At 72.6% G+C, this 23379-nt stretch carries 12 protein-coding genes; 7 read left to right on the top strand and 5 right to left on the bottom strand.

The genetic code is table 11. The annotated features are described in order from the left end of the window. Window positions 1–78: 78 nt before the first annotated feature. On the top strand, window positions 79–1404 hold the full coding sequence (locus KDN32_RS16205) for an NAD(P)/FAD-dependent oxidoreductase (RefSeq protein ID WP_211733316.1): 1326 nt from the start codon (window positions 79–81) through the stop codon (window positions 1402–1404). A gap of 120 nt (window positions 1405–1524) precedes the next feature. Continuing rightward, window positions 1525–2829: a citrate synthase gene (locus KDN32_RS16210; RefSeq protein ID WP_211733317.1), complete on the top strand. Its 1305-nt coding sequence runs from the start codon at window positions 1525–1527 to the stop codon at window positions 2827–2829. Between the two features lie 81 nt (window positions 2830–2910). Here the strand turns inward: KDN32_RS16210 and KDN32_RS16215 are convergent, their stop codons facing one another. Both KDN32_RS16215 and pulA read right to left on the bottom strand, forming a co-directional pair. After that, window positions 2911–7557: a chitobiase/beta-hexosaminidase C-terminal domain-containing protein gene (locus KDN32_RS16215; protein ID WP_211733318.1), complete on the bottom strand. Its 4647-nt coding sequence runs from the start codon at window positions 7555–7557 to the stop codon at window positions 2911–2913. Window positions 7558–7620: 63 nt separating this feature from the next. After that, a complete protein-coding gene (gene pulA / locus KDN32_RS16220) occupies window positions 7621–13317 on the bottom strand; it encodes a pullulanase-type alpha-1,6-glucosidase (protein WP_211733319.1) in 5697 nt (1898 codons plus the stop codon). Window positions 13318–13483: 166 nt separating this feature from the next. Between pulA and KDN32_RS16225 the strand changes: the two genes are divergently transcribed. The 4 genes from KDN32_RS16225 (at window position 13484) to KDN32_RS16240 (ending at window position 18293) form a co-directional block, all read left to right on the top strand. Next, the gene (locus KDN32_RS16225; RefSeq protein ID WP_211733320.1) at window positions 13484–14743 is read left to right on the top strand and encodes a S1C family serine protease; all 1260 of its coding nucleotides are present in this window, start codon (window positions 13484–13486) and stop codon (window positions 14741–14743) included. 103 nt (window positions 14744–14846) lie between these two features. Then, entirely contained in the window at window positions 14847–15998 is a 1152-nt protein-coding gene (locus tag KDN32_RS16230) for an acyl-CoA dehydrogenase family protein (protein ID WP_211733321.1), read from the top strand. A 10-nt stretch (window positions 15999–16008) separates the two neighbouring features. Next, window positions 16009–17145, top strand: coding sequence for an acyl-CoA dehydrogenase family protein (locus KDN32_RS16235; protein WP_211733322.1), 1137 nt, complete (start codon window positions 16009–16011; stop codon window positions 17143–17145). Beyond that, the gene (locus KDN32_RS16240; RefSeq protein WP_211733323.1) at window positions 17145–18293 is read left to right on the top strand and encodes an acyl-CoA dehydrogenase family protein; all 1149 of its coding nucleotides are present in this window, start codon (window positions 17145–17147) and stop codon (window positions 18291–18293) included. Before KDN32_RS16235 ends, KDN32_RS16240 begins: the two co-directional genes overlap by 1 nt. 59 nt (window positions 18294–18352) lie before the next feature. On the opposite strand, the gene KDN32_RS16245 is transcribed toward KDN32_RS16240, so the two are convergent. The 3 genes from KDN32_RS16245 to KDN32_RS16255 are packed head-to-tail and all read right to left on the bottom strand — an operon-like array spanning window position 18353 to window position 21871. After that, window positions 18353–19135, bottom strand: a complete 783-nt coding sequence (locus KDN32_RS16245; RefSeq protein WP_211733324.1) for an LLM class flavin-dependent oxidoreductase — start codon at window positions 19133–19135, stop codon at window positions 18353–18355. Between the two features lie 22 nt (window positions 19136–19157). Continuing rightward, window positions 19158–20195: a GNAT family N-acetyltransferase gene (locus tag KDN32_RS16250; RefSeq protein ID WP_211733325.1), complete on the bottom strand. Its 1038-nt coding sequence runs from the start codon at window positions 20193–20195 to the stop codon at window positions 19158–19160. Further along, window positions 20192–21871, bottom strand: a complete 1680-nt coding sequence (locus KDN32_RS16255; RefSeq protein WP_211733326.1) for an ABC-F family ATP-binding cassette domain-containing protein — start codon at window positions 21869–21871, stop codon at window positions 20192–20194. The genes KDN32_RS16250 and KDN32_RS16255 overlap by 4 nt, the downstream gene beginning before the upstream one ends. A 130-nt stretch (window positions 21872–22001) precedes the next feature. Here KDN32_RS16255 and KDN32_RS16260 point away from each other — a divergent pair, with 130 nt between their 5' ends. Beyond that, complete coding sequence (locus KDN32_RS16260; RefSeq protein WP_211733327.1) at window positions 22002–23255, top strand: Nramp family divalent metal transporter; 1254 nt, start codon at window positions 22002–22004, stop codon at window positions 23253–23255. Window positions 23256–23379 lie beyond the last annotated feature (124 nt).

Here is a 23379-nt window from a genome sequence, read left to right on the forward strand (position 1 = left end):
CGCGGCAGGAGTCGCGACCAGCAAGGTTACGGCGCGCCGGGCGAGGGGGTCAAAACGCCGCAGGGCCATGATGGGCGGGTGCGCAACGGCGGCGTGTCCTTCTGGTGGCAGCAGGTCGGGCTGCCCGTCCCCACCGACCGGCTCGAGGGTGACGTGACGTGCGACGTCGCGATCGTCGGCGGCGGGCTCACCGGACTGTGGGCCGCACACTACCTGCGCGAGGCCGACCCCTCCCTCGACGTCCGCGTCCTCGAGGCCGAGTTCGCCGGGTTCGGGGCGTCGGGACGCAACGGCGGCTGGCTCTCGAGCGAGCTCCCCGGCAGCCCCCGCGCGTACGCCCGCGCAGGCGGCGCGGACGGGGTGGCCCGGATGCGGGCCGCGGTGCGCGCCACCGTCGACGAGGTCATCGGCGTCACCGAGCGGGCGGGCATCGACGCCGACGTCGTGCGCCACGGCGTCCTGCACGTCGCCCGCTCCGCGGCACAGGCCGAGCGCCTCGGCGGCGAGCTCGACGCCGCCCAGGTGGCCGCGCGGATCCGGGTCGCCGGGGCCGTCTCCGGCCACCTCGACCCGGACTGCGCCCGGGTGCAGCCGGCCCGGCTGGTGGCCGGCGTGGCCGACCTGGTGCGCGCGCAGGGCGTACGCGTCCACGAGGACACCCGCGTGCGGTCGGTCGAGCCGGGTGCGGCGGTCACCGAGCGCGGCACCGTCAGGGCGCCGGTGGTGCTGCGCTGCCTCGAGGGCTTCACCGCCGGCCTGTCCGGCCACCGACGCGACTGGCTGCCGATGAACTCCGCGATCGTCGTCACCGAGCCGTTGACCGACGCGCAGTGGGACGCGATCGGCTGGGCCGGCGAGGAGCTGCTCGGCGACGAGGCGCACGCCTACTGCTACGCCCAGCGCACCGCCGACGGGCGCATCGCGCTCGGCGGACGCGGCGTGCCCTACCGCTTCGGGTCACGCACCGACGTCGACGGCCGCACCCAGGAGTGGACGGTGGAGTCGCTCCGCACGACGCTGGCCTCCCTCTTCCCGTCGCTCGCGGGGATCGGCCTCGACCACGCGTGGTGCGGGGTGCTCGGCGTCCCCCGCGACTGGAGCGCGAGCGTGTCCTACGACCCGGTGACCGGCCTCGGCCACGCCGGCGGCTACGTCGGCTCCGGGCTGACCGCGACCAACCTCGCGGGCCGCACGCTGCGCGACCTGGTGCTGGGCCGCGACACCGACCTGACCCACCTGCCCTGGACCGGTCACCGGGTGCGGAGGTGGGAGCCCGAGCCGCTGCGCTGGGCCGGCGTGCACGCCCTCTACCGCCTCTTCCGCGCCGCCGACCGCCGCGAGGACGCCGGCCTCGCGCGCACCAGCCGCGTCGCCCGCGTCGCGAACCGGGTGGCCGGTCGCTGAGCGTGACGCGCGACGCAGGCCGCACCGGGTGCTGGACACCTGATTCGCGGTGGTGGTGGGGCCCGGTCTAAGTTGGTCGGACACCCACGAACGTACAAAGACGTATGAACAGGAGCCGACGTGACCGACGTTGCGGCCAAGGATTCCCTGACTGTCACCGACAACCGGACCGGTCAGACGTACGACATCGCGATCACCGACAACACGATCGCCGCGAAGGACCTGGGGCAGATCCGCCTCACCGACGACGAGCCCGGTCTGGCCACCTACGACCCCGGCTTCGTCAACACCGCCTCGTGCCGCTCGGCCGTCACCTACATCGACGGTGACAAGGGCATCCTCGAGTACCGCGGCTACCCGATCGAGCAGCTGGCGGAGAAGTCCAACTTCCTCGAGGTGGCCTACCTCCTCATCAACGGCGAGCTGCCCACCCAGGAGCAGTACGAGTCGTGGGTGCACGAGATCACCTACCACACGTTCGTGCACGAGAACGTCAAGACGTTCATGCAGGGCTTCCGCTACGACGCCCACCCGATGGGCATGCTGATGGCCTCGGTCGGCGCGCTGTCGACGTTCTACCCCGACGCCCGCAACATCAGCGACGCGGACAACCGCCACATGCAGATCGTGCGCATGATCGCCAAGATGCCGACCCTCGGCGCCTGGTCGTTCCGCCACGCGCAGGGCAAGCCCTACGTCTACCCCGACAACGAGCTCGGCTACACCGCGAACTTCCTCTCGATGCTCTTCAAGATGAGCGAGTCCAAGTTCGAGGCCGACCCGCGCCTGGTCAAGGCCCTCGACGTGCTCTTCATCCTGCACGCCGACCACGAGCAGAACTGCTCGACCAACGCGGTCCGCTCGGTCGGCTCCTCGCAGGTCGACCCGTACTCGGCCGTCGCCGCGGGCGTCGGCGCCCTCTACGGCCCGCTGCACGGTGGCGCCAACGAGGCCGTGCTGCGGATGCTGCGCCGGATCGGCTCGAAGGAGAACATCCCCGCCTTCATCGAGGGCGTGAAGAACGGCAACGAGCGGCTGATGGGCTTCGGCCACCGGGTCTACAAGAACTTCGACCCGCGCGCCACGATCATCAAGAAGGCCTGCGACGACGTCTTCGAGGTCACCGGGGTCAACCCGCTCCTCGAGATCGCCAAGGAGCTGGAGAAGATCGCGCTCGAGGACGAGTACTTCGTCAAGCGCAAGCTCTACCCCAACGTGGACTTCTACTCGGGCCTGATCTACGAGGCCTTCCAGTTCCCGCCGGAGATGTTCACCGTGCTGTTCGCCATCGGCCGTACGCCCGGCTGGCTGGCGCAGTGGTCGGAGCTGGTGCAGGACAAGGACCAGAAGATCGCCCGCCCGAAGCAGATCTACACCGGCGACCGCCAGCTCGAGTTCGTCGCGGCGTCCGAGCGCTGGAAGTGAGCTAGGCCCGACCAGACCCACGCACCGTCGAACGCCCCCGGCCATCCGGCCGGGGGCGTTCGTCGTCGGTGCGGGTGGTGCTCAGCGGGTGACGACCACCGTCCTCGTCCCGGTCGCGGCGAGGTGGTCGGCGTCCCCGCCCCAGCTGGCGGTGACCGTCCAGGTGCCGGCGGTCCCGGGAGCCTTCGTGGCCACCGACCACGTCCCGTTGGCCGCGACGGTCGCGGTGACCGCCTTGGGCGACTTCTGACCGGCCAGGGTGAAGGTGATCGTGATCCGACTGCCCTGGTGCGCCGGGCTGAGGGTGCCCGAGACGGTCATGGTGCGACCCCTGCCGACCGACGGCATCGCGTTGATCGCCACGACCGCGCGCACCCCGACCGTCTGCGCCGCGCTGGTCGACCCCTGTGCCGTGGTCCCGCCGGCGAAGACGGCCCGGTAACGGGTGGTCGCCGTGGGCGAGACGGCGGCGAAGGCGTACCTTCCGGTCGCGTCGGTGACCGCGCTCAGCCCGGTCGCCTGCCAGGTCGTGCTGCCGACGGCCTGGGACTGGAGGGCCACCGTGGCGCCGGCGATCCCGGTGCCGCCGCTGGTCACCCTGCCCGAGAGCGCCGTGGACTGCCCGATGGTGGTCGTCGCCGGCGTCGGCGTGCCCAGGGTGGTGCTCGACGCCGCGAGGCCGATGGTGAAGGCCCACGACCGCACCGGGCTGACGTTGCCCGCCGGGTCGATGGCGACGGCCCTCAGGGTGAGGGTCTGGCCGACCGTCACGGGACCCGTGTAGAGGGTGCTCGTGGCGGTGGGCGTCGACCCGTTGGTCGTGTAGCGGACCTGGGCCGTGGGGTCGTCGGTGCTGAGCGTCACCTGCTGCGCCGCCGAGAACGTGCCGCCCGCCGGGGTCGCGGACACCGTCGGTGCGACGGTGTCGATCAGGTACGTCTCGCTGGCGATCGCCGACGTGCTGCCGTCGGCGCCGAAGGCCCGGAACCTGAGCTGGGTCGTCCCCTCGGCACCGATGGTCACCGGGCCGGTGTAGAGCGTGCTGGTCGCGGTCGGGTCGGTCCCGTCGGTGGTGTAGCGGATGTCGGCCGACGGCTCGTTGGCCGACAGCGTCACCTGCCGGGCGCTGGTGTAGGTGCCGCCCTTCGGCGTCGCGGTGACTCGCAGCTCGGCGAGCTTGCCCTGGACCACGAACTGGTCGGTCTGACCCAGCGGCACGGGTGCGGCCAGCGGGACGCCGGCGCCGGTCGTGGTCCGCTCCATCCGGAACACGTTGGTGCCGTAGGGGCTGCCGACGACCGCGTGGGGCGTGGCGCCGTCGCCGACGTAGCCTGCGGGAGCGCCGGCGTCCCACCGCAGGAACGGTCCGACCGGGCCCCGCAGCATCTGCCCGAAGTCGCACGGTGCGCTGAGGCACCCGGTGTCGTCGGTCATGAAGATCGAGCCCGCGCTGTCGGCCACGAGGTCGACGACGCCGTACGGGTGGGTGACCCGGTAGGTCGCCCCGGGCACCAGGTTGTCGGCCCGCACACGGATCCGTGCGAAGGCGATCTGGTCGTTGGCCTTGGGCACCCCGCCGCCGAACGCCGCCTCGGCACCGAGGACGAGCCGGGCGCGCGTGGCACCGGCGGTGAAGGTGGCGTCACCGGCCCACCAGAACGACTCGTCGGGGAAGTTGCCCGGGAAGGCCAGGGGCGCGGCCGGGTCGGGCAGGTCCCCGACGATCGGGCACAACGGGTCGTCGAGGCACAGCTCGAGCTTGGCCGGCTGGAGCGTCGCGGACCCGAGGTCCTGGTACCACGCCGGGTAGCCGTTCGCGGCGGACACCGGACCCACGGCACGCAGGTTCTTGATGTCGTAGGCAAACACCGCCACCGGTCCGGGGGTCCCGAGACCGCTCACCGCGAGGGCACGGACCGTGGTCGGGCGGCCCACCGTGATCGGTCCCGTGTAGGCCCGGGTGGAACCGGCCGGCGCTCCCGTGCCGTCGACGGCCGGGGTGGTGTTGTCGGTCGTGTAGAAGATGTCGGGCACCGAGCTGCTGAGGGTCACCTGCTGCGCGCCCTCGAACGTCGTCCCGGTCGGGTCGGGGGTGGCCGACACCGTCGGCAGCGCGCCCTCGACCCGGTAGTCCTCGGTGTAGACCTCCGAGGTGACCGACGGGTCGTCGAGGTCGACGGCCATGTACTTCAGGGTCGTCAGGCCCGCACCGACGTGGGCGACGTCGGACTCCTGCGTGCCGGGGAGCGGGTCGCCGTCGGAGTCGACCTGCGGGGCGCTGCCGTCGGTCGTCCAGACGACCGTGGCCTCGCCCGGGAAGGACGACGTGAGGTGGACGTCCTGAGCGGCGGCGTAGAGGCCGCCGCCGGGCGAGGCGGTGGCGCGCAGCTGCGCGATCCTGCCCTGGACGGTGAACATGTCGGTCTCGGCGGTGCCCACCCCCGGGCCCTCGACCCGGAAGTAGTTCGTGCCGCGCGGGCTGCCGACGACCTGGTGCTCGACGAGCGGGTTGCCGACGTAGCCCTCCGGCGCGGCGGGCGCGACGGCGGGGTCCCACCGGAGGAAGGGTCCGACGCGACCGTCGAGCGCCGCGTCGAAGCTGGTGCACGGCGTGGTCAGGCACCCGACGTCCTCGGTCATCCGGGCCCGCCCTCGGTCGTCGGCCCGGACCACGTCGACGCCGTAGGGCGTGGTGATCGTGTAGTCGGCGCCGGGCGTGACGTCGTCGAGGCGGATCCGCAGGCGAGCGAAGGCGATCTGCCCACCCGGCACGACGTCCGCGGCGAAGGCCGCCTCCTGGGCGAGCACGAGCAGCGCCGTGCCACCACCGGGCAGGTCCATCGCGGCCTCGCCGGACCACCAGAAGCTCTCGTCGGGGAAGTTGTCCGGGAACGACAGCGGCCGGCTCGGGTCGGGCAGGTCGCCGACCACGGGGCACAGCGGGTCCTGCAGGCACAGCTCGAGGCGGACCGGGGGCTGGCCCGGGCCGGAGCCGCTGGAGGTGCCGTCGTCACCGAACCAGAACGGGTAGCCGTTGGCGCCGTCCACCGGACCGACGTCGCGGAGGTTGCCGCCGTGGCGGTTGGCCGGGATGTCGATGTTGTAGGTCTCGGTCATCACCGTGGACTGCCCGGCCGTGCTCGCGGCCAGGAACTTCAGGGTCGTGAGGTCGGTCAGGTGGATCGGGTCGTTGATGTACTCCACGCCGTGCACGACGCCGGTCACCTCCATGGTCACCGGGTCCTGCACGATCTCGGGGTCCACGCCGTCGAGGGAGTAGAAGATCCGGGCGGCGGGGTCGGTGGCGGTCAGCTCGACGTCGACGGCCGCGCCGAACGAGCCGCCGTGCGGGCTGGCCTTCACGTCGGGGGCGTCGATCGTGTACTCGCGCCGCACCACCGGCGAGGGGTTGCCGGCGTCGTCGTAGGCGATCGCCTTGACGACGGTGGTCGCCTCGTCGAGGTTGCCGTTGACCGGGATGCGGCCGGTGTAGCGGGTGCTCGCGTCGGTCGGGTCGGCCGGGTCGGCCCCGCCCGGGGGCACGTTCGCGATGGTGTAGAAGATGCGCGGCGAGGCTGCCTTGGCGTCGGTGGCGGTGAGCGTCACCAGCTGCGCCGAGGCGTACGTGCCGCTCGACGGCGTCGCGCTCAGGCTCGGGGCGCCGGTGTCGACGACGTAGGCGATCTCGGTGGCCGCGGCGGGCGCCCCGGTGACCGGGTCGGTCACCGCGAGCCCGGCGACGGCGTTGACCGCCCGGATCGTGACGTCGGCGGTCACGGGCAGCGGGCCGGCGAGGACCGACGCGGTCGCGCCCATCGTGCCGGTCGCCGTGGCGGGCTGCGAGCCGTCGGTGGTGTACCAGATCTCCCCGCCCGGCTCGGTCCCGGTGAGCGTGGCGTCGAACCCGGCGGCGTACGAGCCCGCGACGGGGGACGCCAGCACGCGCGGCCGGGCGATCTTGCCCTGGACGGAGAAGAGGTCGGTGCGCGCCACCTCCGTCTCGACCACGGTGCCGTCGGGCTCGTCGGTCAGCTGGACGACCGAGACGTGGTTGCGGCCCAGCGGGCTGCCGACGACGCGGTGCGCGGTGACCGCGTCGCCGAGGAAACCGGCCGGCGCCGCGGGCGCGACGGCGGGGTCCCAGCGCAGGAAGGCGTCGCCGACGCCTCCGTCGCCGGAGTCGGCCAGCCCGGCGAAGTCACCGCACGCAGGCGTGAGGCAGCCGACGTCCTGGGTGTCGTTGATCCGGAGCTCCCCCTTGGCGTCCGGCGTGACGGTGTAGGTCTTCGAGCCGTAGGGGTAGTCGACGCGGTAGCGGCCTGCCGCGGGCACCGTCAGCCGGATCCGGATCCGGTTGAAGCCGATCTCCTGGCCCGGGCCGTCGGCGGCGAAGGCGGCCTCGGTGGCCATCTCCACGATCCCGTCCACCGCGCCGGTCAGGGTGGCGCCCGCCTGGAACCAGAATGCCTCGCCGTCCGGGGCCACGAGCGTGGCGCGGGCGCCGAGGCAGTTCGGGCCGTCGAGGCAGAGGTCGAGCCGGTCGCTGCCGGCCGTGATCCAGGTCGGGAAGCCCGTCGCCGGGTCGACCGGCCCCACCCCGACCGTCGCCGCACCCGCGGTGGGCACCAGTCCGAGCTGGGCGGTCAGCAGCGCGAGCAGCCCCACCAGCGCGATTCCGAGCCTGCGCCGCCGGGGCGTCCGCCGTGTCCCTGCTCGCTGGATCCTCATGTCGTCCCCTCCCTGGGCCAGATCGGCCCATCGTGGGAGGGGGCTGTTGGGAAATCCTTGGGGTCAGCGCTCGAAGACGGCCGTGGTCCGTCCCGGCACCGTCACCGCGTCGGCCGCGACGGTGCTGCCCTTGACGACCGGGTCGGCACCCGACGCCTGGACCCGGTGGAGGTGCCAGCCGGATCCGGTGCCGGCGACCGTGGTCGTCTCGGGCGAGGCGTTCACCACCACGAGCACGCCGTCGCGACCCGGGTCCGCGTCGGTGCCGCGGGTGTCGTCGACGAGCATCGCGACGACCCCGGGGTCGGTGTCGAGGAACGACACCTTCGCCTGGATCGCCTCTAGCGAGCCGAGCCGGAACAGCCGCGACGACGTACGGATCCGCAGCAGGTCCTGGGCGGCCGCGTGCGCCGCGTCCATCGCCGCCGGCCCGGGCTTCAGCGCAGGGTCGGCCAGCAGGGGCGCCATGAAGGGCCACTTGGCCTCGTTGTCCGCCTTCGGCGGCAGCCCCGACCCGAACGTGTTGTCGCGACGCTGCCAGTCGACCCGGTTGAACCAGTCGCCCGAGTCGTAGGAGTTGCGGTCGAGGCTCTTGCTGCGCAGCAGGTCGGTGCCGGCGTGCCAGAACACCACGCCCTGCGAGAGCGCGACGGTCGAGAGCGAGACGGTGTTCATCCGCACCCGGTCGGCCATCGAGGTGCCCGCGGGCAGCTTGAGGGCGAGCGAGTCGTAGAGCGTCTCGTTGTCGTGGGCGTCGACGTAGGTCACCGTCTCCGACGGGTCGGCGGCGTAGCCGGCGGGCTGTCCGTTGTAGTCGACCTCCGAGCCGACCACGTCCTCGCCCGTCGAGCTGCGGAAGCGGAAGTCGGCGAGGTTGCCGGCCATGCCGAGGCGGACCAGGTCCTCGTCGTGCCGCAGCGCCGTGAGTTGCTCGTCGGGGGTGCCGTTGGCCGCAGCGCCGTTGGGGTCGGTGTAGAGCCCCGAGCCGAAGCCCTGCACCCGCGGGTCCTCGTCGAACGGACCGCCGCCGCGCACGGCGTCGCGCAGCCGGTCGCTGAAGGAGCCGATACCGGTCCCGGCGAGGTTGGCCTGGGTGGCCTGCACGAAGCGGGCGTCGTCGGCGACCTCGCCGAAGTTCCAGCCCTCGCCGTAGAGGTAGATGCCCTTCCCGTCGACGCCGTCGCGCCGCACGGTGAGCCGGTCGAGCGCGGCGCGCAGCCGGGTCATGTTCGCGAGCGAGTGGTGGCCCATCAGGTCGAACCGGAAGCCGTCGACCTTGTACTCCCGCGCCCAGGTGAGCACGGAGTCGATCATCAGCTTCTCCATCATCCGGTGCTCGGTCGCGGTGTTCGAGCAGCAGGTGCTGTTCTCGACCGCACCGGTGGCGGAGAGACGGTGGTAGTAGCCCGGGACGACCCGGTCGAGCACCGACTTCGGGTCCTGCCCGGAGGCGGCCGTGTGGTTGTAGACGACGTCCATCACGACCTGGAGCCCGGCGCCGTGCAGCCCCTGGACCATCTGGCGGAACTCCACCGTGCGGCGGGTGCCGTCCGGGTCGGTGCTGTAGGAGCCCTCGGGCGCGGTGTAGTGCAGCGGGTCGTAGCCCCAGTTGAAGCCGTCCCTGCCCGCGACCGCGCCGACGCACTCCTGCTGCTGCGGCGAGTCGGCGGGCAGCGCGCGCAGGTCGCAGTCGGGCGTCGCCTGGTCGGCGCGCCGCTCCTCGATCGTCGCGATGTCGAAGGCCGGCAGCAGGTGGACCGTGTTGAGCCCGGCGGCAGCGAGCCTCCGCAGGTGCCGCATGCCGGCGGAGTCACGTCGGGTGAAGGCGGCGTAGGTCCCGCGCTCCGCGGCCGGCACCGTCTCGTCGCCGATGGAGAAGTCGCGGACGTGCAGCTCGTAGACGTTGCGGTCCTCGGGCTGCGCGACGACCGGCGCGCGGTCGCGCGACCAGCCGGACGGAGCCAGGCGCGGGTCGTCGAGGTCGACGACGAGCGAGGCCTGCGAGTTCGCCGTCAGCGCGACGGAGTACGGGTCGGTGACACGGTTGGTGACCACCGCGCCTGCCGCCGGGGCGAACACCGTGACGTCGTAGGTGTAGGCCGCACCGCGCCACGAGGCGGGGCCGGTGACCTGCCAGGTGCCGTCGTCGCGGCGCCGCATCGGCACCGTCCGACCGGCCACCCGGGCCGACACCGACTGCGCCGTCGGCGCCCACACCACGAGGGTCGGGCGAGCGCCGCGCCACGTCACGCCGAGGTCGGCGCGCGCGGCGTCGGCGTAGACGTCGTCGAGGACGCCGGGCACCTGGACGCCGGTCGCGTCGCGCAGCGCGCCGCCCGGGTCGTACGACGCGACCGCGAGCTGGCCGGTGAGGATCTCGGGGACCCGCCGCTGCGCGCTCCGGTCGAGGCGGAACGCCTCGTAGCCCTCGAGCTGCGGGAAGTCCGCCAGCACGTCGGCCGGCAGCCCGGCGGGGTCGAGGGTCAACGGGACCGACGAGCCACCAGTGACGGCCTCGGCGTCGACCGCGAGGTCACCGGCGCGCGAGAAGTGCAGGCGGTAGCGGCGGGAGGCGGCGTCCGGCACGTCCCAGGCGATGATCCCGCGACGCACCCACTGGGCCTTCGCCTTCGTCAGGTCCGGGGACGCGCCGCCCTGGCGCGAGGAGATCGTCAACCGGTGGGTGCCCACGTCGTAGGTGAATACCACCTGCACGCCTCCCGCGGGGACGTCGAAGCCGATGTTGGCGCCGTCGCGCGCCCCGTCCTGGCCGTAGTTCTCCGTCCAGGACAGCCCGTGGGCGACCTTGGTCTCGTAGCTCCCGGCGGGCAGCGTCAACGACGCGGTGTAGGTGCCGTCGCCGTCCGGGTCCTGGAGCCAGCCGCGCATGCAGTCCGGGGACCAGTCGGCCGGGCAGCCCAGCTCGGACTGGAAGCTGCCGGCGAGCGTGACGATCGGGTCCTGGGCGTCGCTGGTGATCCAGTGCGTGGCGTGGTCGTAGTAGAAGGTCACCGGACCGGGGGCGGCGACGTCGAGCGGGATGTTCGCACCGCCCGGCACGCCCCCCGCCCCGTAGTTCTCCTCCCACGAGCCGTCGATCGCGGCCTTGTACTCGTAGCCGCCGGCAGGCAGGTCGACGGTGCGCTTCCAGACCAGGTCGTCGGCGTCGAGGGACATCTGCGCCTGGGCGCAGTCGGGCTGCCAGTCGCCAGGGCAGCCCATCTCGCTGTTGAGGCTGCCCGGCACGGAGACGGCCGACGGCTGGGTGACCGGGCCGCCGTCACCTCCTCCGCCGGGGGTCGGCTCCTCCTCGGGGTCGCCGACGGTGGCGTAGGACGACGCCACCGACAGGTTGCCGCTGGAGTCGCGCAGGACCGCGCGGTACTCGAGGAGCGTGCCCATGGCCAGCGACGAGACGTCGTGGAAGACCCGGTAGGGCGCGTTGTCGTCCGTGCCGAGCGCGGTCCAGTCGGTCGCGCCGACGGGCCGCCACGCGACCGTGACCTGGTTGAAGCCGCCGTCGGGCACGCCCACGGTGATCGGCGAACGCCCGCCGACGACGCCGCCGGCCGACGGCTTCTCGAGGTGGATCGCGGGCGCGTCCTTGCGCGGGGCGAGCCGGCGGTCGGCGCGCCACACGACCGCGGACAGCGGCGGCACGGTGATCTCGGTGCGGCCCTCCGCGTCGGTGCGCAGCCGGCCGCGACCGGCGGGCCACACCTGCGAGAACGACGCCCGCTGCATCTCGGTGCCGACCGTGACGGTCTTCGCGGTCGTCGCGTTGTTCAGCGCGACGAGGAGCTCGCGCTTCTCCCCCGCGTCGATCCGGCTGAAGGCGTAGATGCCCGCGTCGTTGGAGGCGTACCGGTGCAGCTGTGCTCCGTCGGCCAGCGCGGGGTAGGTCCTCCGCAGCCGGGCGAGGTCGCGGATCGTGCGGTAGAGCGGGTGGGAGGTGTCGTAGTTGGCGTCCGCGGTCGTGGCGTCGGTGCCGATCAGGTCGTTGTCGTTGTAGGACGCCACCTGGCTGGGGAACATGTCCTCGCGGGCGTCCTTGTCACCGCCGTCCCCGACGAAACCCTGCTCGTCGCCGTAGTAGACGACCGGCTGGCCGCGCGTCAGGTACATCAGCGCGTGGGCGAGCTCGTCGCGCTCGAGCACGGCGTCGGTGCCCTGCAGGAAGGTGCCGATCCGGCCCATGTCGTGGTTGCCGAGGAACGTCGGCGACGCGTAGGCGTTGGAGTCGGTGTCGGTGTACCAGTCGTCACCGGCGTAGAAGTCACGCAGCCGGGTCGTGGCGGCGCCCTTCGCGAAGCCGGTGCCGGCGGCCTGGAAGCCGAAGTCGAGCGTGGCGTCGAGGCGGCCCTCGGTGCTGAAGCGCGAGAGGTAGGCGGGGTCGGCGTCGTAGACCTCGCCGAACGCGAAGAAGTCCGTGTTGCCGATGTCGGCGGCGTGCTGGCGGATCGCCGGGGCGAACTGCTGCCAGAACTCCATGTTGACGTGCTTGACGGTGTCGATGCGGAAGCCGTCGATGCCGAAGTCCACCCAGGTCTGGTAGACGTCGGTCATCCCGTCGACGACCTCGGGCTTCTCGGTGAACAGGTCGTCGAGGCCGACGAAGTCGCCGTAGGTCGAGGACTCGCCGGCGAACGTCGAGTCGCCGCGGTTGTGGTAGTTCGTCGGGTCGTTGAGCCACGCCGGCACCTTGACCGTCCGGTCGGCGTCGTCGCGGAAGACCGGCGTGTAGGGGAAGGACGTGGCGGCGTCGAGCGCGGGGAAGGTGTCGCCGCCGGCGTAGTCGCGGTCGTCGAACGGCTGGCCCGACGCGTCACGGTAGGGCTCGGCGTCCTTGCCGACGTAGCCGTACTGCTGCTCCTGGTAGTCGATGACGTCGGCGGTGTGGTTGGTGATGATGTCGAAGAAGACCTTGATCCCGCGGGCGTGGGCCTTGTCGATGAACGCCTTCAGCTCGGCGTTCGTGCCGAAGTGCGGGTCGATGCGGGTGAAGTCGGTGACCCAGTAGCCGTGGTAGCCGGCGCTGGCGTCGGCGCCCGTGCCCTGCACCGGCCGGTTCTCGAAGCTCGGCGTCAGCCAGATGGCCGTGGTGCCGAGGCCGGCGATGTAGTCGAGCCGGTCGGAGAGGCCCTTGACGTCGCCGCCGTGGAAGAAGCCCTTGTCGGACGGGTCGAGGCCGGTGGCCATCCGGTCGCCGGTGAGGCCGCCCGTGTCGTTGGAGGTGTCGCCGTTGGCGAACCTGTCGGCCATCACGAAGTAGAAGTTCTCCCGCGTGAGCGGGGCGCGGAGCGAGGTGGTCGCCAGCCGGCGGTCGGCCGCGGTCGGGCGCGCCGCCGGCGCCGCGGCGGGAGCCACGGCGATCCGGTGGGTGGTGTCGTCGTAGCTGAACCGCAGCTGCGCGTCGTGCTGCAGCACCAGGGGGATGTCGGCGCCTCCGGCCGCGCCACCGGCCCCGTAGTTCTCCTCCCACGAGCCGTCGATCGCGACCTTGTAGGAGTAGGTGCCCGCGGGCAGGTCGGCCTCCAGCGCCCACGTCCCGTCCCCCTGGAGCGACAGCCCGGAGGCCGGACAGTCGGGCGTCCAGTCGGCGGCGCACCCGAGCTCGTCCTGGAGCGAGCCGGCGAGGGTGACGGTCGCGGGCGGCGTCCCCTCGTCGCGGGCGGCGAGCGCCGTCGTCGCGGGGACGACGGTGAAGCCGGTGGTGAGGGCCGTGAGGGCAGCGACGAGGGCGGGGGTGGGTCGACGCACAGGGACTCCCGAGTGAGCGGTCAGCGTGGCGTCCGTCACACTAGGGCCGAGGTGGCAGTGGTTGCAATCCCTGCAAGATTTTGCAGCGAAGCCGGGCTCCGAGAGTCTGCGCACCTTCCCAGCGCGCTCTCAGGGCTTCCACAGGGAGGCGGCGCACGGTGGAGGCATGAGCGACGGATTCCCTCCCCAGAACGGCGCCGGTGAGCCGGCCGACCAGTCCGTTCCCACCCCGCAGCAGCAGCCCGCGGGCGGGTGGCAGCACTCCCCCGGCTGGCCCGCCCCGGGCGGCACCCTCACCCAGCAGCGCCCGCCACGCCGACGTCGCGCCGGCCTGGCCGCCGCGGTGGTCGCGACCTCGCTGCTCGTCGGTGGTGGCGCCGGCATCGGCGGTGCCGCGTTCTGGGACGCCACCCACGACGACCCGGCCGGTTCCTCCAGCGCCAGCCCGGTCTCCACCTCGACGGTGTCGAGCCAGACCCGGTCCCCGGCCGCCGACGGGTCGGTCGAGTCGGTCGCGCAGAAGGTGCTGCCGAGCGTGGTGAAGATCAACGTCAGCGGCCAGCAGGGCGAGGCGTCGGGGTCGGGCATCATCCTCACCGCCGACGGCACCATCCTCACCAACAACCACGTCGTCGAGCTGGCCGAGAACGGCGGGACGCTCAAGGTCGACTTCAACGACGGCACCAGCGCCGACGCGGAGATCCTCGGCACGGACCCGCTGACCGACACGGCCGTCATCAAGGCGTCCGGCGTCTCGGACCTCACGCCGGCGACCATCGGCAAGTCCGCCAACCTCGGGGTCGGCGAGGGCGTCGTGGCGATCGGGTCGCCCTTCGGGCTCGACGCCACCGTCACCTCCGGCATCGTCAGCGCCCTCGACCGCCCGGTCAACGTCGGCTCCGACGACCAGGGCAACTCCACGACGTACCCCGCGATCCAGACCGACGCGGCGATCAACCCCGGCAACTCCGGCGGCCCGCTGGTCGACATGTCCGGTGCCGTGATCGGCATCAACTCCTCCATCCGCACCGCGGCCTCGCAGTCGGCGTTCGGCTCCTCCGAGCAGTCCGGCTCGATCGGCCTGGGCTTCGCGATCCCGATCGACGAGGTGATGCCGATCGTGGACCAGATGGCGCAGGGCGAGACGCCCACCCACGCCCGCCTCGGGATCCGGGTCGGCGACGACGCGTCCGGCGCGAAGATCTCCGACGTCACGGCCGGCTCGACCGCCGCCGACGCGGGCATCCAGGCCGGCGACGTGATCACGTCGGTGGACGGGAAGAAGATCACCGGCGCCGACTCGCTCGTCGCGACGATCCGCTCCTACCGCCCCGGCGACAAGGTGAGCATCACCTGGACCCGCGGCGGCGACTCCCAGGAGGCGACGGTGACGCTCGACAGCGACGCCACCTCCAGCACCAGCTGACCCGACACGCCCACCCGTCGCCCGCCTCAGGCCGGCCGCGCCATGATGGTGCGGCCGGCCTGTGTGCGTCACGGGAGACGGCCCGCCACTGGGAAGGAGCCACATGCAGCTCGAGTTGAGCGCCACCGACACCGACTTCCGCGCTCGGATGCGCGAGTTCTTCACCACGAAGGTGCCGCAGGAGATCCGGGACACCGTCCTGGCCGGACGCCACCTGGGCCACGACCAGATCGTGGAGAGCCAGCGCATCCTCAACGCCGAGGGCCTCGCGGTCCCGCACTGGCCCACCGAGTGGGGCGGGCAGGACTGGACCGACCTCCAGCGCCACCTGTGGCACGAGGAGATGCAGCGCGCCGGCGTCCCTCTGCCGCTGGCCTTCAACGCCTCGATGATCGGTCCGGTGATCGCGCAGTTCGGCACCGAGGAGCAGAAGGAGCGGTTCCTGCCGGCCACCGCCAACCTCGACATCTGGTGGTCCCAGGGCTTCTCCGAGCCCGACGCCGGATCCGACCTGGCGAGCCTGCGCACCTCCGCGGTGCGCGACGGCGACGACTGGGTGGTCAACGGGCAGAAGACCTGGACCACGCTCGGCCAGTACGGCGACTGGATCTTCACGCTCGTGCGCACCGACCCCGAGGTCAAGAAGCAGGCCGGCATCTCGATGCTGCTCATCGACATGACGACGCCCGGCGTCGAGGTGCGGCCGATCGAGCTGATCGATGGCGGTCACGAGGTCAACGAGGTCTGGTTCTCCGACGTCCGGGTCCCCGGCGACCTGATGGTCGGCGAGCCGGGCCAGGGCTGGACGATCGCGAAGTTCCTCCTCGGCAACGAGCGGGTCGGGGTGGCACCCGTCGGCGCCACCAAGCGGGCGCTCGCCCGGCTGAAGTCGGAGGCCGGCGACCAGCTGGACGACCCGCTCGTCCGCGCCCGTGTCGCCGAGCTGGAGAACGACCTGCTCGCGCTCGAGCTCACCGCGCTGCGGGTCGTGGCGCACTCCTCCGACGGCGCGCCCCACCCGGCCTCGTCGGTCCTCAAGCTCCGCGGCTCGGAGCTGCAGCAGGCCGTCAGCGAGCTCGCGCTCGACCTCGCCGGTCCCGCCTCGCTCGCGGCCCGCGCCGACGACGACTCACCGCAGGAGGACTGGGCACGCCGCGCGGCGCCGACCTACCTCAACCTGCGCAAGGCCTCGATCTACGGCGGCTCCAACGAGGTGCAGCGCCAGATCATCAGCCGCACCATCCTGGGACTCTGAGGGGACTGACATGGACTTCACACCTGACGACGAGCAGCAGGCCCTGCGCGAGGCCGTCCGCGGCCTGCTCGCCACGACGTACGCCGACCACGACGCGCGGCGCCGCACGGTGGCCGAGGATCCCGGGTTCAGCGAGTCGCTGTGGGGCCGGCTCGCCGAGATGGGGGTGCTGGGGCTGCCCTTCAGCGAGGCCGACGGCGGTGTCGGCGCGGGACCGGTCGAGATCGGCATCGTGTGCCAGGAGCTCGGCCGGGTGCTCGCACCCGAGCCCTACCTCGCCTCCGTCGTGCACGCCGGCGGCCTGGTCGCCGCCTGCGGCACCCCGGAGCAGAAGACCGACCTGCTCGGCCGGCTCGCCGCGGGCGAGATCGTGCTCGCCGCCGCCGACACCTCGCCGGGCGCGCGGTGGTCCTCCGCCAACGAGGGCGTGCGCGCGGCCGTCGAGGGGGGCGCGTGGACGCTCACCGGCGTCGCCAACCCGGTCGTCGCGGGCGACCGCGCCGACGTCCTGGTCGTGGCCGCCGCGCTGCCCGACGGCGGCACCGGGCTGTTCCTGGTGTCGCCGGACGCCGTCGAGTGCACCGGCTACGCCGCCGCCGACCTGACCCGCGCGGCCACCGTGCGGTTCGACGCGAGCGCCGCCACCCCGCTGGGCGAGCCGGGTCGCGACCTCTCCGCGAGCATCGCCACCATCAGCGACCTCACCCGGATCATGGGCGCCAACCAGGCGCTCGGCGTGATGCAGTCGCAGGTCCGCGCCACCACGGACTACCTGAGGAGCCGCAAGCAGTTCGGCGTCACCCTCAACACCTTCCAGGCGCTCACCTTCCGCGCCGCGGACATGTACGTCTCGCTGGAGATGGCGCAGAGCATGGTCGACTGGGCGACGATGACCATCGCCGGCGGCGACCCCGCCGTGGTCGCCGACGCCGCCGACCGCGTCGGCCTCACGATCGCGCGCACCGGCCGCCACGTCGGGCAGGAGGCCATCCAGCTGCACGGCGGGATCGCGATGACGGCCGAGTACGCCGTGGGCGTCGGCACCGCCCACGTCGAGGTGCTCGGCCAGTGGCTGGGCAACGGCGGTCACCACCTCGGCCGTCTCGCCGCCCGCGTCGCCGACCACGAGATGGTCGAGGCCGTCTGATGGACCTCTCGCTGACCGAGGAGCAGCAGGCCTTCCGGGCGCTCGCCCGCGACTTCCTCGAGCGCGAGGCCGTCCCGCACCGGATGCGCTGGGACCACGACGAGTCCGTCGACCTCTCGATCGTGCCGAAGATGGCCGAGCTCGGGTTCTTCGGGCTCACCATCCCCGAGGAGCACGGCGGCGTCGGCGGCGACTACGTGACGTACTCCCTCGCCATGGAGGAGCTCGGCCGGGCCGACTCCGCGCTGCGCGGCATCGTGTCGGTCAGCAGCGGCTTGGTCGGCAAGTCGATCCTCTTCCACGGCACCGACGAGCAGAAGCAGGAGTGGCTCCCGCAGCTGGCCTCGGCGACGAAGCTCGGCTGCTTCGGGCTCACCGAGCCCGGCACCGGCTCGGACGCCGGCAACCTCACCTCGCGCGCCGCGCGTGACGGGTCGGACTGGGTGCTCGACGGCCAGAAGCTGTTCATCACCAACGGCACCTGGGCCGACGTCGCCCTGGTCTTCGCCCGGACCAGCGACGACGGACCGCGCGGCGTCACGGCGTTCCTCGTGCCGACCGACGCCCCCGGCTTCACCGCCCGCGAGATCACGGGCAAGCTGGGGCTCCGCGGCCAGGCGACCGCCGAGCTCTTCCTCGACGGCGTGCGCGTGCCGGACACCGCACGCCTCGGGGAGGTCGGCCAGGGCTTCAAGATCGCGATGGGCACCCTCGACAAGGGCCGGCTGGCCGTCGCGTCGGGCTGCGTCGGCATCGTGCAGGGCTGCCTCGAGGCCTCCGTCGCCTACGCCACCGAGCGCACCCAGTTCGGCCGCCCGATCGCGTCGTTCCAGCTGGTGCAGGACATGATCGCCGACATGTCGGTCGACGCCGACGCCGCCCGCCTGCTGTGCTGGCTGTGCGCCGACCTCGTCGACCGCGGCGAGCCCTACGGCACCGCGGCCTCGAAGGCGAAGCTGTTCGCCTCGGAGGCGGCCGTGCGGGCGGCCAACCTCGCCGTCCAGGTCCACGGCGGAGCCGGCTACGTCGACGACTTCCCCGTCGCGAAGTACCTCCGCGACGCCCGGGTGATGACGCTCTACGAGGGCACCTCGCAGATCCAGAAGCTGCTGGTCGGGCGTGCGGAGACGGGGATCAGCGCGTTCTGAGCCGAGTCGGCGCCAATGTCACGTCGCAGCGCGCCGAGTCGGCGCGAAGTTCTGGCTGGTCAGGGCCCGGCGTCGACGAGCCGTCGTACGGCCTCGAGGTCGAGGTCGTAGGGGCCGACCCGGGTCAGCACCCACGAGGCACCACGGTCCAGCCAGGGCGCCGGGTCCTGGTCGGGCTGCAGGTCCACCACCAGGTCGAACCCCGGCGCGGGGTCGTACGCCGCGAGGTCGGACGCGACCCGGTCCAGGTCGTCCGGACCGCCCAGCCCGATCACGAAGAAGCCGTCGTGCCGGGCGGCGCGGCGCAGCGGCGCGCGGTTGCCGAACCGGCCGGCCAGCCACACCGGGACGTCCGGCGCCGACCGCCCGCGCACGCCGCGCGCGACGTAGTGCTCGCCCTCGTGGTCGACCACCCCGTCGCCGAGGAGGCCGGCGAGGACGGCCAGCCCTTCGTCGAGCATCCGCCCGCGGACCTTCGGGTCGGTCTCGTCGCCGTAGCCACCGAGCTCGCCGACCCAGTCGTCGCCGATGCCGAGGCCCAGCACGAAGCGGCCACGCGACAGCACGGCCAGGCTCGCCGCCTGCTGGGCCAGCACCTGGGGCCGCCGGCGCGGCAGCGGCGTCACCATCGGGCCGAGCAGCATCCGCTCGGTGCGGTCCGCGACCACCGCGCAGCAGGTCCAGACGTCGGCGATCGCCCCGACCCGCTCGCCGTACTGCAGGTGGTCCCACAGGAAGAACCCGTCCCACCCCGCAGCCTCCGCCGCCTCGGCGAGGTCGCCGACCACCCTCGGGTCGGCGAGGGCGTCGAAGGGGGCCACGAAGAGTCCGCGTCGGGTCATGGCGCCATTGCAGCACGCGCGATCAGCGCAGGCGCTTCTGGAAGTCCCCGAGCCAGGCGACCGGCCGGAAGCCCAGCGCCTCGTTGACCGCGACCATGTGCGCGTTGACCTCCGCGTTGTAGGTGGTCAGGCGCACGATGTCGGGTCGCTCGCGCTGCAGCAGCCGCAGGTTCGCGACCTTGACCGCGATGCCGAGACGGTGACCGCGGTGCGCGGCGTGGACGAGCGTGCCCCACTGGTAGGCGCGGCCGGGCTCGTGGACGGTCGTGGCGAGGTCGGAGTAGGCGACCACCTCACCCGCGTCCGTGACCGCGACCGTGTTCAGCTTGGTCCGCCCCTGCGCCGCGAGGGTGGCCTCGCGCTCGCGTACCGCCTCGGTGCTGACGGCCTCGGGCTCCAGGTCGAGGTCGCCGGTCGGCGCCTCGGTGGCCAGGCTCGAGGTCAGCTCGGCCCACCCCTCGAGCAGGTCGTCCGGGACCGGGCCCACCCACGAGCGGAGGGCGTACGCCGCGTGCGCGGGCGCGGCCGCGTCGGCCAGCTCCTGCAGCCGCGCGTCGTCGACCGGGAGCCACAGCTCGCGCTGCACCTCGGTGAGCGCGAGGTCGTAGCCTCGCGACCGGGCGAAGGCCGGACCAGACGCACCGTCACCCGAGGGGCCGGCCGACGCCGCCCAGCCACAGAGCCCGTTGAGCACCCGGCGACCGCGGTCGGCCGCCGCCGACTCCAGCACGTCGATCACCGCGGAGCCCACGCCTCGCCGCCGGACGTGCGGCAGGACGTGGACAGCCACCTCGGCGAGCTCGACGTTGTCGAGCAGCGGCACCCGCATCCAGCCGGCCGCCACGACCTCACCGTCCAGGTGGCCCGCCCATCCCCCGGACCAGCTGTGCGACGCCGTTGCCTGCATCGCGACGCGCAGCTCCTCGACCTGCCACACGGTCGCGAAGTCGCCCAGGTCGTGGCGCTCGGCAGCCGCGTAGACCGCGTGCCAGGCGTCGAAGGCAGCATCGTCGTGGACGTCGAGCTCGCGGACCTCCAGGCCCGGCAGCGAGGTGCTCATCGCGAGCGCGCCACCCGCCCCTCGTCCCAGACCGGGCCGTCGGACTCGTAGACCTCACCGTCGGCGCCGTAGACGAGGAACCGGTCGAAGCCGCGGGCGAACCAGCGGTCGTGGGTCACCGCGAGCACGGTGCCCTCGAAGGCCTCGAGCCCGGCCTCGAGCGCCTCGGCGGACTGCACGTCGAGGTTGTCGGTGGGCTCGTCGAGCAGCAGCAGCGTCGCCCCGGACAGCTCGAGCAGCAGGATCTGGAAGCGGGCCTGCTGGCCGCCGCTGAGCAGCTCGAAGCGCTGCTCGCCGGCGTGCGCGAGCTCGTAGCGGTCGAGCACCCGGCTGGCGGCCTCGCGGCCCATGCCGTCGCGGTGGTCGTCCCCGCGGTGCAGGATCTCCAGCAGCGTGCGTCCCACCAGCTCGGGGTGCTCGTGGGTCTGCACGAACCACCCCGGCCGCACGCGCGCGCCGAGCTTGGCCTTGCCCGAGTGCACCACCGGCGCGGGCGGCTCCCCCACGGGCTGGTGCTCGACGTCGGGGTCGCTGCCGCCTGCGGCGAGGAGCCGCAGGAAGTGCGACTTCCCCGAGCCGTTGGAGCCGAGCACGGCGACCCGCTCGCCGTACCAGACCTCGAGATCGAACGGCTTCATCAGCCCGGTCAGCTCGAGGTCGGTGCACACCACCGCGCGCTTGCCGGTCCGGCCGCCCTTGAGCCGCATCTTCACCTGCTGCTCGCGCGGTTGCTCGGTCGGCGGGCCGGCGTCCTCGAACTTCTTCAGCCGCGTCTGGGCCGCGCGGTACTGCGAGGACATCCCGTCGTTGTACTCGGACTTGATCTTGAGCCGGAGCACCAGCGCCTTGATCTTCTCGTGCTCCTCGTCCCAGCGCCGACGCATCTCCTCCAGCCGCTCGAAGCGGTCGCTGCGCGCCTCGTGGTAGCTCGCGAAGCCTCCCGGGTGGGTCCACACCAGGTTGCCCGCGCTGCCGAGCTCGACGGTGACGATGCGGGTCGCGGTGTTGTCGAGCAGCTCACGGTCGTGGCTGATGAAGAGGATCGTCTTGGCCGACTCGCGGATCCGGTCCTCGAGCCAGATCTTGCCCGGCACGTCGAGGTAGTTGTCCGGCTCGTCGAGCAGCAGCACCTGGTCGGGGCCGCGCAGCAGGTACTCCAGCACGAGCCGCTTCTGCTCGCCGCCCGAGAGCGTGCTGAGCAGCCGGTTGCGGGCGCGGTCGAAGGGCAGCGCCATGGCCGACGTGGTGCAGACGTCCCACGTCACCTCGGTGTCGTAGCCGCCGGCGTCGGCGTACTCCCCCAGCGCCTCGGCGTAGGCCATCTGGGTCTTCTCGTCGTCGGTGTCCATCAGCGCGAGCTCGGCCGCGTCGACGGCCGCGGCCGCGGTGCGTACGCGCGCCGGCGCCACGCTGAGCAGCAGGTCGTGGACGGTCTCGTCGCCGCCACCGTGGCCGACGAACTGGCGCATCACGCCGAGCCCGCCGGAGCGGGTGACCACGCCCGCGTGCGGCGTGAGGTCGCCGGTGACGATCCGCAGCAGGGTGGTCTTGCCCGCGCCGTTCGCACCGACCAGGGCGACCTTCTGGCCGTCACCGACGCGGAAGCTGACGTCGTCGAGCAGCACCCGCCCGTCCGGCAGCTCGTAGCGCACTCCAGCGACGTCGACGTGTCCCACGGGAGAAGTGTCGCAAGCCCACGCGCCCGGCGTCGCGGGGTTATCCGGGGGCGTACGTCCACCGCTGGTCGAGGAACGACGGAGTCGTGTCACGAGACCGCCGGTCTAGACCGCGGTTAGGGTGCAGGGCATGGCGACCACCACAGGAGACCAGCAGACGACCGTCCCCCGATGGCGGGTGATCGGGCCCGGCCTGGTCGTCGCGGCGACCGGAGTCGGCGCCGCGGACCTCGTCGCGACCCTCATCGCGGGCCAGAAGTTCGGCTACACGCTGCTGTGGTGCGTGGTCGTCGGGTGCGTGATGAAGATCGTGCTGGTCGAGGGTGCCGGCCGGTACTCGCTCGCCACCGGGCGCACCATCTTCGAGGGCTGGCGCTCGCTCGGCGCGTGGACGACGTGGTACTTCGCGCCCTACATCGTCGTCTGGGGCTTCGTCTACGGCGCCGCCGCGATGGCCGGCACCGGGCTGGCCCTCCAGGGCCTGCTCGGCGGGCTCTCCACGACGTGGTGGGGCATCCTGTCGGGCCTCCTCGGGCTGCTGCTCGTGTGGACCGGGCGCTACTCGGTCTTCGAGAAGGTCCTGGCCGCGCTCGTCGGCATCATGTTCGTGACCATGGTCGGCGCCGCGCTGCTGACGCTGCCCAACCTCGGCGAGCTGCTCACCGGCCTGGCGCCGCGCATCCCCGAGAACGGGCTCGTCAACACCCTCGCGCTCGCCGGTGGGGTGGGCGGCACCATCACCCTCGCGGCCTACGGCTACTGGCTGCGCGAGAAGGGCTGGAGCACGCCGACCTACATGCGGGTCATGCGCATCGACAACACGGTCGCCTACGTCGTCACCGGGATCTTCGTGCTGGCCACCCTCGTCGTGGGCGCCGAGCTGCTCTACTCCACCAGCGTGGCGATCGAGAGCGGCGACGCCGGCCTGCTCGACCTCGGCGTGGTGCTCCAGGACCGCTACGGCCCGTGGGCGGGCAAGCTGTTCCTGCTCGGCTTCTGGGCGGCTGCGATGTCGTCCCTGGTCGGCGTCTGGAACGGCGTGAGCCTGATGTTCGCCGACTTCGCGACCAACATCAGCGGCGGCCCCGCGGAGGACGCCCGCGCCGGCGGGAAGTGGTACCGCGCGTACATCCTGTGGCTGACCTTCCCGCCGATGGTGATGATGTTCCTCGGCAAGCCGGTCTGGCTGATCCTCGCCTACGGCGTGCTCGGCGCGTTCTTCATGCCGTTCCTGGCGATCACGCTGCTGTGGCTGCTCAACACCGACCGCACCCCGGCCGAGTGGCGCAACAAGCTCCACTCCAACCTGCTGATGGTGGTGATCGCGCTGGCGTTCGTCGCGCTCTGCGTCAACGAGGTGCGCAAGGCGGTCGGCGGCGCCTGATCAGCCGTCGCCGCCACCGACTTGTCAGGCTCTCGCTGAAGTTGTCAGGGCGTGCACGGCCTGACAAGTTCAGCGATCCCCGGCTGACCGGGGATCGCTGAAGGGGCCCTCGGTCAGCCGGGGA

Origin of the sequence: Nocardioides palaemonis, from assembly GCF_018275325.1 — a bacterium.
Classification (GTDB): Bacteria; Actinomycetota; Actinomycetes; order Propionibacteriales; family Nocardioidaceae; genus Nocardioides; species Nocardioides palaemonis.